The 11,780-nt window shown below is 47.0% G+C and carries 10 protein-coding genes; all 10 read left to right on the plus strand.

All coding sequences use genetic code 11. The features are described from left to right. Positions 1–50 precede the first annotated feature (50 nt). Positions 51–2,693 carry a cation-translocating P-type ATPase gene (locus tag ABXS78_RS07550; protein ID WP_366249573.1) on the plus strand — a complete coding sequence of 881 codons (2,643 nt, stop codon included), beginning with the start codon at positions 51–53 and terminating at the stop codon, positions 2,691–2,693. A gap of 121 nt (positions 2,694–2,814) precedes the next feature. Beyond that, on the plus strand, positions 2,815–3,693 hold the full coding sequence (locus ABXS78_RS07555; RefSeq protein ID WP_366249574.1) for a YicC/YloC family endoribonuclease: 879 nt from the start codon (positions 2,815–2,817) through the stop codon (positions 3,691–3,693). 176 nt (positions 3,694–3,869) lie between these two features. After that, positions 3,870–4,130 carry an extracellular matrix/biofilm regulator RemA gene (gene remA / locus ABXS78_RS07560; RefSeq protein WP_038560050.1) on the plus strand — a complete coding sequence of 87 codons (261 nt, stop codon included), beginning with the start codon at positions 3,870–3,872 and terminating at the stop codon, positions 4,128–4,130. A gap of 14 nt (positions 4,131–4,144) precedes the next feature. After that, on the plus strand, positions 4,145–4,759 hold the full coding sequence (gene gmk, locus ABXS78_RS07565) for a guanylate kinase (RefSeq protein WP_095223073.1): 615 nt from the start codon (positions 4,145–4,147) through the stop codon (positions 4,757–4,759). Between the two features lies 1 nt (position 4,760). Continuing rightward, a complete protein-coding gene (rpoZ, locus tag ABXS78_RS07570) occupies positions 4,761–4,958 on the plus strand; it encodes a DNA-directed RNA polymerase subunit omega (RefSeq protein WP_281176674.1) in 198 nt (65 codons plus the stop codon). Positions 4,959–5,057: 99 nt separating this feature from the next. Next, positions 5,058–6,266, plus strand: coding sequence for a bifunctional phosphopantothenoylcysteine decarboxylase/phosphopantothenate--cysteine ligase CoaBC (gene coaBC, locus ABXS78_RS07575; protein ID WP_366249575.1), 1,209 nt, complete (start codon positions 5,058–5,060; stop codon positions 6,264–6,266). Continuing rightward, the gene (priA, locus tag ABXS78_RS07580; protein WP_366249576.1) at positions 6,263–8,665 is read left to right on the plus strand and encodes a primosomal protein N'; all 2,403 of its coding nucleotides are present in this window, start codon (positions 6,263–6,265) and stop codon (positions 8,663–8,665) included. Before coaBC ends, priA begins: the two co-directional genes overlap by 4 nt. Before the next feature lie 17 nt (positions 8,666–8,682). Then, positions 8,683–9,633 carry a methionyl-tRNA formyltransferase gene (gene fmt / locus ABXS78_RS07585; protein WP_366249577.1) on the plus strand — a complete coding sequence of 317 codons (951 nt, stop codon included), beginning with the start codon at positions 8,683–8,685 and terminating at the stop codon, positions 9,631–9,633. Beyond that, positions 9,620–10,963, plus strand: coding sequence for a 16S rRNA (cytosine(967)-C(5))-methyltransferase RsmB (gene rsmB, locus ABXS78_RS07590; protein WP_366249578.1), 1,344 nt, complete (start codon positions 9,620–9,622; stop codon positions 10,961–10,963). Before fmt ends, rsmB begins: the two co-directional genes overlap by 14 nt. A gap of 60 nt (positions 10,964–11,023) precedes the next feature. Continuing rightward, positions 11,024–11,779, plus strand: a complete 756-nt coding sequence (locus ABXS78_RS07595; RefSeq protein WP_366249579.1) for a Stp1/IreP family PP2C-type Ser/Thr phosphatase — start codon at positions 11,024–11,026, stop codon at positions 11,777–11,779. Position 11,780: the final 1 nt, after the last annotated feature.

Genomic DNA, 11,780 nt, shown 5'->3' on the forward strand with positions numbered 1-11,780 from the left:
GGACAAGCACGCATACATTTACATTAGAAATAAGGGTGGAGGTATGCAATGTGCGATGGTATCAGATTTCAGCAGAGGAAACAACTAAACAAACAAACTCCGACACACATAAAGGACTTAGCACAAAGGAAGTGCAGCAGCGGCTGAAGCGGGATGGAAGAAATGAATGGAAAGAAGAAAAAGGAGTCTCGCAGCTTGCTTTATTCTTCGGACAATTCAAAGACTTCATGGTACTGGTGCTGCTCGCAGCAACGGTCATCTCAGGACTGTTGGGCGAGTATATCGATAGCATTGCCATCCTGCTGATCGTTCTATTAAATGCGCTGATCGGCTTCTTTCAGGAAAGGAATGCCGAAAAATCTCTCAGCAAACTGAAGGAATTGAATGCCCCGATGGCGCGTGTGCTGCGGGATGGACAATGGGCAAGGATATCGTCAGCAGAACTGGTCGTTGGCGATGTCGTATCGTTGACTGCAGGTGACCGGGTGCCTGCTGATCTGCGTTTGGTTAGTGTGACAAGTTTGGAAACGGAGGAATCTGCACTTACCGGGGAGTCACTGCCAGTTGCCAAGATGACAGAGAAATTGAATGCAGATCAACTGGGTCCGCAGGATCAGCACAATATCGCATTCATGAGCTCTCTTGTGACGCGTGGCGGTGGTACCGGTATCGTCATTGGAACCGGTATGAATACGGCAGTAGGACAAATTGCTGAACTGCTTGTTGATACAAAGCGAAAGCAGACGCCGCTTGAACGAAGGCTGGAGAAGCTCGGAAAAGTACTTATCGTCATAGCCCTGCTTCTCACTGCGTTAACAGTACTAGCTGGGGTTTATAGGGGCAATCCGTTGTATGAGATGCTGCTTGCAGGTGTATCACTGGCGGTAGCTGTCATACCGGAAGGACTTCCAGCAATCGTGACAGTCGCTCTTTCACTTGGTGTGCAGCGTATGATCAAACAAAAAGCTATCGTCAGAAGACTGTCTGCTGTAGAGACACTTGGCTCGGCTACAGTCATTTGTTCAGATAAAACAGGAACACTTACAGAAAATCAAATGACAGTCAAAGAGATTTTCCTCGATGGAAATACCTATACGGTAACAGGCGATGGGTACGATCCATCAGGTGGTTTTTACCGGGATGGAAATGAGACGAAAGAAGAGGCGCTCTTGGAACATCTTCGTTATGGTGTTCTGTCAAGCCATGCCAAGGCATTCCGAAAAAAGAAACGCTGGATGATTGATGGAGATCCGACAGAGGGAGCGCTCGTTGTTGCTGGCAAAAAAGCTGGAATTGAAGCAGATGAATTGTCCAGCTATAACATCGTGCATGAAATACCTTTTGACAGCAAACGGAAACGGATGACTGTGTTGGTCAAAACGCCTAAAGGAAAACTGATTGCGATTACGAAGGGTGCACCGGACGTTTTAATCGAAAAAGCTGCGTATCATGGAGCAGAGAAAAAACTGCTTTCCGGCAAAGATAAGCAAGCCTTGTATGAAGCAGTAGATCAAATGGCGGCCAAAGCATTGCGGACGATTGCTGTTTGTGTCCGGCACTTCCCAGCTGGATATCAGCCGAAAGAAGAAGAGCTGGAAAAGGAAATGGTATTCATCGGTCTGAATGGATTGATCGATCCGCCGCGCAAGGAAGCTAGAGATGCAATCATCGACTGCAGGAAAGCTGGCATCAAGACGATTATGATTACTGGTGATCACGTAAAGACAGCTGCTGCGATCGCTAATATGCTGCATATTCTGCCGCCTGCTGGCAGAGTGGTGGAAGGCAAGGAATTGGATCATATGTCAGATGAAGAACTGCAGGCAGAAGTGGATAGTATGTACGTGTTTGCCCGTGTGACTCCGGAACATAAGCTCAGAATTGTTCAAGCGCTGCAGAATGTCGGTCATATTGTTGCGATGACTGGTGATGGCGTCAATGATGCTCCGGCAATCAAAGCAAGCGATATAGGCATCAGCATGGGTGTTACAGGGACCGATGTCGCTAAAGAAGCAAGTGCGCTTGTCTTGATGGACGATAACTTTGCCACTATCAAAGCAGCCATCAAGGAAGGGCGGACGATCTACTCCAATATAAGAAAGTTTGTGCGTTATCTGCTTGCTTCCAATGTTGGTGAAATCCTCGTGATGCTATTCGCCATGATTCTGGCACTGCCGATGCCGCTTGTACCTATCCAAATCTTATGGGTAAATTTAGTGACAGACGGTCTGCCAGCCATTGCGCTCGGTATGGACAAGGCAGAGGATGAAGTGATGAAGCAGAAACCGCGTCATCCAAATGAAGGGATCTTTGCCAGAGGACTTGGTACGAAGATCGTCACACGCGGTATTCTGATCGGATCAGTGACGATCATTGCTTTTATGCTGATGTACCAAGGAGATCCGGAAAGACTTGTTTATGCGCAAACAGCAGCATTTGCTACATTAGTCATGGCTCAGCTGATCCATGTATTTGACTGTCGCAGTGAAAAGTCGGTATTTGCCCGCAATCCTTTCGGGAACGGCTGGCTGATCGGAGCTGTCGTCTCCTCTGTCGTTCTTCTGCTTGCTGTCATCTATGTCAGTCCACTGCAGCCGATCTTCCACACGACGGACTTGGTTATGCGGGACTGGTTGTTGATTTTGGCACTAAGTGCTGTTCCTACTGTGCTATTCGGTTTTATAAGAAAATAGGTGAAAAGCATGCTCCCAGTAACGTCGGGTAGCATGCTTTTCTTTTCCCAGGGTTCCTGATACAGGACAAACAGTCTTGATTTTGATACACTGTGACTACTAAAAAGCCGGAGGGATTAGCTTGACGAAAAGCATGACTGGGTATGGCAGAAGTGTGGCATCCGGAAACAGCCTCACGGTCACAGCGGAATTAAAAGGTGTGAACTCCAGGTACTTGGATATTAAATGCAAGCTGTCAAAAGCTGCTGCTTTTCTTGAATCCACTTTGAAGGATCAGCTGCAGCAGGCCGTCAGCAGGGGTAAGCTGGAACTGACAGTTGATATCGATGGCGGAGGTTTACGAAAACGCGAATTATCCATTGATTGGGAATTAGCTGAGGAATATATGGTTAAGCTGAGAGCTATACGAACCGCTTTTGATCTTCGTGGAGAAATTACGATTGATACACTGCTGTCCCAATCTGCTGACATCCTTATAGAAGAAGCACAGCCAGAGCTGACAGAACTGCCGGACTTGGTGGAAAAAGCAGTGCAAGATGCATTGGCAGCCTTCATCCAAATGCGTACAGTGGAAGGTAGTGCTTTAGCAAAGGATATTCAAAATAGGATGACTGATATCCAAACGATGCTGAAGCAGCTGGCAGAGCTGCGGCCGCAGGTAATGGAAGCATACAAACGCCGCATTGAAGATAGGATAACAAGCTACGTAGATGGTGTATTACCGGAAAACAGCCGTCTTTACCAGGAAATAGCGCTGCTGGCTGAAAAGGGTGATATAACGGAAGAACTCATCCGATTGGAGAGTCACTTGGATCAGCTAGCTATGAATCTGGAGAAAGAAGGCCCTGTCGGCAGGACGTGTGATTTTATCCTGCAGGAGATGCAGCGGGAAGTAAATACGATCGGATCCAAATCAACAGCTTCCTCTATCAGTATAATCGTAGTAAATATGAAATCGGAGCTGGAGAAAATAAAAGAGCAAGTGCAAAATATAGAATAGTGTTGAGTTTGGTTTAAGATATAATTATAATGAATAAGATATGGTTTATTTGATGATAAAGGTATAATGATAAGATGATCCTTCTATTTAGTAGATCTGTAGAGGGAATTCCATGACATTATAAGAAGTTTGGAACGCCAGTCAAAAGAGCAGTACAGCAAGAAGGGAGAAGCAAGATGAGTTTAAGATTGATTAATATCGGGTTCGGGAATGTTGTTTCCGCAACCAGGATTATCTCGATAGTTTCTCCTGAATCGGCTCCCATCAAGCGAATCATCACGGTTGCCCGCGATGCGAATAAGCTGGTGGATGCTACATATGGTCGGCGAACAAGAGCTGTCATCATCACAGATAGTGATCACGTCATCCTTTCGGCTGTGCAGCCCGAGACGGTGGGACAACGTGTCCTGCGTGACGATGAACTATCTGAGGAATAGCTAGGAGGAAGCACATGATTGAACAGAAAGGTATCCTTTTCATCCTGTCCGGACCTTCGGGTGTTGGAAAAGGGACGGTTAGGAAGGCATTATTCGAACAGGACACACATTTGCGTTACTCAATCAGCATGACAACGAGAAACATGCGGCCGGGAGAACAGGATGGCGTGGACTATTTCTATAAATCGAAGGAAGATTTCGAGCGTTTGATTGGTCAGAATAAGCTCCTTGAATATGCGAGCTATGTGGACAATTATTATGGCACTCCTCGTGATTACGTAGAAGAGACGTTGGAAGCAGGTCATGATGTCTTTCTTGAAATCGAGGTACAAGGTGCACTTCAGGTAAAAGAGAACTTCCCGCAAGGTGTTTTCATCTTCCTCATTCCGCCAAGTCTGGAGGAATTGAAGAATCGCATCGTCGGACGCGGTACCGAAACGCCGGATCTTGTGAAGAACCGACTGAATGCTGCCCGGGACGAAATCGAAATGATGGATGCTTATGACTATGTGGTCGTCAATGATCAATTGGATCACGCTGTGTCGAAGATTCAATCCATTGTACAAAGTGAGCATTGCAAACGCGAACGCGTCGCAAAAGAATACAAGAAAGCATTGGAGGTTAATTGATATGATGCTAGAACCGTCTATTGATAAACTACAGGAAAAAATCAATTCGAAATACACTTTGGTTACTTTATCATCACAGCGTGCACGTCAGCTGCAGGAGACAAAGACAACGAAGATTGCAAACCCGAAATCCTATAAATATGTTGGTATCGCGCTGGAAGAAATTCAAGCTGACCAATTGGAATATACAGAAGAATAAACGGTGAGGATGCCAGGTGCATCCGCTGGAGATGCCCTCGCGATGGTGAACACCAAGCGGGGGTTTCTTTCTTATTGTGCATCAGGAGGGGGAAGTGAAATGAATTTAGCTGGAAAGACGATTTGTCTGGGAGTTTCCGGAGGCATCGCTGCCTATAAGGCATGCGCGTTGACAAGCAAACTGACACAAAAGGGTGCAGATGTCCATGTAATCATGACAAAGCATGCCGCAGAATTCGTGACACCGCTCACGTTCCAGGCTTTATCCCGTAACCCGGTATATACCGATACCTTTGACGAAAAACACCCGGAGAAAATCGCGCATATAGATTTAGCAGATAAAGCAGATCTATTCCTGCTTGCACCAGCAACAGCTAACCTAATAGGTAAACTTGCAGCTGGTATGGCAGACGATATGCTGACGACGACATTGCTTGCAACGGAGGCGCCAGTTTACATTGCGCCTGCTATGAACGTTCATATGTACGCACATCCTGCAGTGATCCGAAACATGCAGCAGCTCGATGACTGGGGTTACCACTTTATCGAACCAGAAGCAGGTTATCTTGCTTGTGGATATGTTGGAAAGGGCAGACTGGAGGAACCGGAATCCATTATCCGGATCCTGGAAGAAAGAACAGAACCCAAGCGTGATCTGGAAGGTAAACACGTGTTAGTAACGGCTGGACCGACTCAGGAGACGATTGATCCTGTTCGTTTCTTTACGAATCATTCCTCAGGTAAGATGGGCTACGCCGTGGCAGAAGCTGCTGCTAAACGCGGGGCTGATGTTACGCTTGTAAGCGGACCGACCCAGTTATCTGCGCCTCTTGGAGTGAAACGAATGGATGTAACGACTGCCCAGGAGATGCTTGACCAAGTACTTGCTGTATACGAAGAGCAGGATATCGTTATTAAAGCTGCAGCTGTAGCTGATTACCGTCCGGTACAGACATTTGATTCTAAGGTGAAAAAACAGGACGGGAACATGTCGATTGAAATGGAACGGACTACCGATATACTCATGACACTTGGGCAGCGGAAGCAGCATCAGTTCCTTGTCGGTTTTGCTGCGGAGACAAATGATGCTGTAGCATATGGCAGAGGAAAGCTAGAGCGTAAGCACTTAGATGCCATTTGTGTGAATACAGTCGGTAAGGCAGGCGCAGGCTTTCAATCTGACACGAATGAAGTGATTTACTTAAATAGGGAAGGCAAGGAACAACATCTGCCTTCTGATACGAAGAAGCAGATTGCTCACCGGATTCTGGATGAGATCGTAGAAGATATAGGAGCTGACAGAAAATGAACATCGCGAAGGTTGTTGTTGACGTCCCGGCCAGTCAGACCGACCGCGTGTATGATTATTTGATTCCTGAGAAGCTGATTGACGTCCTCCAGCCGGGGATGCGTGTCGTCGTACCATTCGGAAATCGCCGCATCATGGGCTTCGTCCTGGAGATAAGCAGTTCTGCTGAAGTGGACAAGCTGAAGGAAATTCAGGAAACAATGGACCTGCTTCCAGCGTTGACTCCTGAACTGCTTGATTTAGGAGTATGGATGGGGGAGCAAACATTAAGCTTCCATATTACCGCCCTCCAGGCGATGCTGCCGCAAGCGATGAAGGCGACATATCAAAAAGTGCTTGTCCGAACGGGAACTATTCCAGAAGTATTGCGGCCGTTATTTCAAGAAGAGGATACCAGCATGTACGAACAATTCGAGCACAGCGGTGTTCCTTTAGCGATTCTCCAGCAGGCAATCAAAGCAGGTCAAGTCGAACTGCGCTACCAAGTAAACTCCAAGGAAACGAAGAAAACAATTCGTATGATAGATGCAGACAAGCCTGTTGAAGAGCTTCAAGAGGCGTTAGCTAATGTCAACGCCCGTGCTATGAAACAAAAAGCATTGCTTGAGCATTTCATTGAAGAGCCGGGTCAGATTGCTCAGAAACAATTGCTGGAAATGTATCAGACAACTGCTTCTACACTTAAGCCTCTGTTGGATGCAGGCTTGCTGCATTCCTATGACAAAGAAGTACTGCGGGATCCTTATGAAAATAAGCAAATCGAGCGTACACAACCACTGCAGCTATCTGATTCACAGGCGAATGCACTCGAACCGGTACTGGAGAGCATCCATTCGGAAACACATGAAGTATTCCTTCTTCATGGGGTCACAGGAAGTGGAAAGACGGAAGTGTATTTGCAGGCAATCCAGCAGGTGCTGGAAAAAGGGCAGGAAGCGATTGTCCTTGTACCTGAAATTGCGCTTACTCCTCAGACTGTCAACCGATTCAAAGGGAGATTCGGCTCTGATGTTGCCGTATTGCATAGTGCTTTATCGGCCGGCGAGAAGTACGATGAATGGCGAAAGATTCAGCGCAAGCAAGTCAAGGTAGCTGTCGGCGCCAGATCTGCGATATTTGCTCCCTTCGAGAATTTAGGAATCATCATTATCGATGAAGAACATGAGACGAGTTATAAGCAGGAAGATCATCCGAAATATCACGCTCGGGATATTGCTGTTTTCCGCGGGAAATATCATCGTGCCCCGGTTGTACTCGGCAGTGCGACACCCTCGCTTGAATCATATGCGAGAGCGGAAAAAGGCGTCTACCAGATGCTGGAGCTGCCGGAGCGCGTGAATCAGGCATCGATGCCGGATTATCAGATCATTGATATGCGGGATGAGCTGCATGCGGGCAACCGGTCGATCTTTGCTCGAGAATTGCTGGAACAGATGAAAGAACGTATCCGCAGGAAGGAACAGATAGTCCTCTTCCTTAATCGTCGCGGCTACAGCACATTTGTCATGTGTCGCGACTGCGGTCATACAGTGGAATGCCCGCATTGCGATATTACACTTACGTACCATAGAAGCAGTGAACAGCTAAAATGCCATTATTGCGGCTATGAAGAGCAGATGCCTTCCATTTGCCCGGCATGTGAAAGTGATACGATACGCTACTTTGGTACAGGTACACAAAAAGTGGAAGAAGCGCTCACGCAGCTGCTGCCGGAAGCTCGTGTCATTCGGATGGATGTCGACACAACGAGACGGAAAGGTGCGCATGAAAAACTGCTTGGCGCATTTGGCAGAGGCGAAGCGGACATTCTGCTTGGTACCCAGATGATTGCAAAAGGACTGGACTTTGAAAGAGTGACACTTGTCGGTGTACTGGCTGCAGATTCTATGCTGCATTTACCTGATTTCCGTGCTGCAGAAAAGACGTTCCAGCTGCTGACGCAAGTAAGCGGACGAGCTGGGCGGCACAGTTTGCCTGGAGAAGTCATCATTCAGACATATTCACCAGAGCATTACAGTGTTGAACTCGCAGCGGCAGGGGATTATCGGCCATTTTTCCAGACGGAAATGCAAACACGCAGAGCCTTTCAATATCCGCCGTATTATTATTTGGCGCTGTTGACGATCAGTCATCAAAACCAGGTGAAGGCAATGCAGACAACACAGACGATTGTACAGCTGCTCCAGAAGCACCTGTCCGATCAGGTACGGATACTTGGACCTACCCCATCACCATTAGCGCGGATCAAAGATAGATATCGCTTCCAGTGCATGGTAAAATACAAAAACGAACCGAATCTTCGAGATGTAATCAGGAGAATCCTTCATCACTACGAAGATGCGCGGAAAAAAGAAGATTTGCAAATACATGTTGATTTACAGCCGTATTCGCTCATGTAAGAAGGGAGCTTATTAGAATGAAACGTATCGTATTCATGGGAACACCGGATTTTGCGGTGCCCGTACTTAAACAGCTGACAGAGGAAGATTGCGAGGTAGTGCTCGTTGTGACCCAGCCTGATCGCCCGAAAGGACGCAAACGTATCCTTACCAGCTCACCTGTAAAAGAGGAAGCTTTGAAGCATGGAATCCCGGTTTATCAGCCGGAAAAAATCAAGCAAAGTTATGAAGAAATTTTTTCTTATGAACCTGATCTGATCGTAACGGCAGCGTTTGGACAGATATTGCCGAAAGAACTGCTCGATTATCCGCAATATGGCTGTATCAATGTACATGCCAGTTTGCTGCCTGAGCTTCGTGGCGGTGCTCCGATCCATTATGCCATTCAGCAAGGGAAAGCCGAGACGGGCGTTACGATCATGTATATGGTTGAGAAACTGGATGCAGGTGATATGCTGCTGCAGCGTTCGGTGCCAATTACAATGCAGGACCATGTAGGCACGATACATGATAAATTAGCTGCGCTTGGTGCGGAAATGGTTCACGATATCCTTCCTGATATTTTTGCTCGTTCCGTGAATCCAATCAAACAGGATGAAGAGAAAGTAACATTTGCTCCAACGATAAAACGCGAGCAAGAAGTGATAGATTGGAGCCGTTCAAACTGGGAAGTTTTCAATCATATCAGAGGCATGCATCCATGGCCTGTAGCATTCACTACGTACAAGGAAAAACCTTTCAAGATTTGGTGGAGTGAGCTTCTGGATCGTGAATATGAAGGAGCGCCAGGAGAGATTGCAGCTATTGAAGCCGATGGCATAATCGTAGTTTGCAAAGAGAATACGGCAGTTAAACTGACGAAGGTACAGCCAGCAGGCAAGAAACAGATGACTGCAGCAGATTATCTGCGCGGAGTCGGCAAAGATATGCAAGCTGGAGAAAGGTTGGGCAAGAATGAAGAAGTATGAACTCCGTGACACAGCAGTCACATTGCTAAGTCGTATCGGGGATCAGGGCGGCTACAGTCATTTGCTGCTGGATCAGACAATCCGCAATAAAGGTTTTGACAGCAGGGATACTGGATTGCTAACCGAAATCGTATATGGAACATTATCTTATAAGCTGACATTGGAGTATTTTCTCAGTAAATTTGTATCAAAGAAATTAGAATCATGGGCAAAATGGCTTTTACTGTCGGCTTTTTATCAAATGTACGCATTGGACCGGGTGCCTGACCATGCTGTCATCCATGAATCTGTTGAAATTGCCAAGCAGCGAGGGCATAAAGGTATCGCATCACTTGTGAACGCTGTACTTCGTAATGCACAGCGTAAAGGCTTCCCTAAATTGGATGATATCCAAGACCCAGCCGAGCGTATTTCCCTGGAAACGAGTCACCCTAGGTGGCTTGTCGAGCGCTGGATCTCGCAATACGGAGAAAAGACAGCACGTGAAATGTGTGCCGTAAACCAAGTAGAGAAACCGATAAGTGTGCGCGTCCAGCCCATGCTGATTACACGTGATGAAGCGATGGAAGAACTGGAGTCCCAAGGATTTACAGTCCACCCTTCCAGTATCAATCCGCAAGGGATCATCGTGGAAGAAGGGAACATCCTGAAAAGTGATTTGTTCCTCTCCAATCAAGTAACTGTCCAAGATCAGACGAGTATGCTGGCTGGACAGATGGTTAATGCAGCAGCTGGTATGACAGTTCTGGATGCGTGCAGTGCACCAGGTGGAAAGACAACACATATAGCAGAAACGATGGAAAACGAAGGCAAGCTTTATGCGTACGATCTGCATACCAAGAAAGCGAAGCAGGTTCAGCAAAAAGCGGAGAAGCTGAAGCTGACGATCATTGAAGCCGATCAGGCAGATGCACGGAACTTGCAGGAACGGCACGAACCAGAGAGTTTTGATCGTATCTTACTTGACGCACCTTGCTCTGGATTGGGCGTACTGAGAGGAAAACCGGATATCAAGTACCATAAGTCAGAACAAGATGTCTTGTCACTTGCCTCCATTCAGGCCGAATTGCTGGAACAGGTAGCACCGCTTTTGAAAAAAGACGGAAAACTGGTTTACAGTACTTGTACAGTGGATCAAGCAGAAAACGAGCAGGTTGTCCGAGCTTTTCTCGAGCAACATCCAGATTTTGAAGTCGATCCGGAATTCCAGGCTGATTTGCCGCAAGCTGTTCAGAAAGCCCCAGGTCTAACTGATGCAGGTTTGCAAGTATTCCCGCAGGATTTTAATACCGATGGCTTTTTCCTTGTCCGACTTGTTAGAAAAGGGTAAAAAATGTGGTAGGATTAATTTGGAGCAGCAAACAGACTGCATATAGATGAGGTGAGAAGCGTGAGAGGTTTTTTCATTACCGATCGTGGTCAGATCAGAAGTCATAACGAAGATGCAGGCGGGGTATTTTCCAATTCCAATGAACAATATCTTGCTGTCATTGCCGATGGTATGGGCGGACATAAAGCAGGTGATGTCGCCAGTCAGCTAGCTATTTCCCATTTACGCAGCTGGTGGGAGTCTGCTGCTGCCTTTGATTCTCCGCAAAAGACAGAGGAGGCAATCAAGCAAGCGATCAAAGCCGTCAATCTGCGTGTGTATGAAGAATCGCGGCAAAGCGAGGAATTGACAGGTATGGGTACGACGGTTGTCGCAGCAGTGTGTACAGATGATTTCGTCACTATTGCCCATATTGGAGATAGCCGATGCTATTTGCTGAATGAAGAAGGTTTCAAGCAAGTGACGGAGGACCATTCCCTTGTAAATGAACTGGTTCGATCTGGTGAAATAACAGAACAGGATGCCGAGCATCATCCTCGGAAGAATGTCTTGCTGCGCGCTCTGGGAACGGACCAGGATGTGGAGATGGACTTAGTTTCCATCACTTGGGAAGCTGGAGATCGTCTTCTGTTGTGCTCGGATGGATTATCAAACAAATTCGACAAGCAGGAGCTTTTACAATACCTCACATCCGGAGAAGAGATTGAACATATCGCTTCGCAGCTCGTGACGGTTGCCAATGAGCGAGGCGGGGAAGATAATATCTCCCTGATCATTGCCGATTTGGCTGATACACCTGTCCGGGAGGGTGCATAGC

Source organism: Terribacillus aidingensis (assembly GCF_040703035.1).
Taxonomy (GTDB): domain Bacteria; phylum Bacillota; class Bacilli; order Bacillales; family Amphibacillaceae; genus Terribacillus.

Bases quoted from the DNA above. Each gene is read 5' to 3' on its own strand.
- remA (WP_038560050.1), top strand. From the start codon at position 3,870: ATGAGTTTAAGATTGATTAATATCGGGTTCGGGAATGTTGTTTCCGCA.
- gmk (WP_095223073.1), top strand. From the start codon at position 4,145: ATGATTGAACAGAAAGGTATCCTTTTCATCCTGTCCGGACCTTCGGGT.
- rpoZ (WP_281176674.1), top strand. From the start codon at position 4,761: ATGATGCTAGAACCGTCTATTGATAAACTACAGGAAAAAATCAATTCG.
- coaBC (WP_366249575.1), top strand. From the start codon at position 5,058: ATGAATTTAGCTGGAAAGACGATTTGTCTGGGAGTTTCCGGAGGCATC.
- priA (WP_366249576.1), top strand. From the start codon at position 6,263: ATGAACATCGCGAAGGTTGTTGTTGACGTCCCGGCCAGTCAGACCGAC.
- fmt (WP_366249577.1), top strand. From the start codon at position 8,683: ATGAAACGTATCGTATTCATGGGAACACCGGATTTTGCGGTGCCCGTA.
- rsmB (WP_366249578.1), top strand. From the start codon at position 9,620: ATGAAGAAGTATGAACTCCGTGACACAGCAGTCACATTGCTAAGTCGT.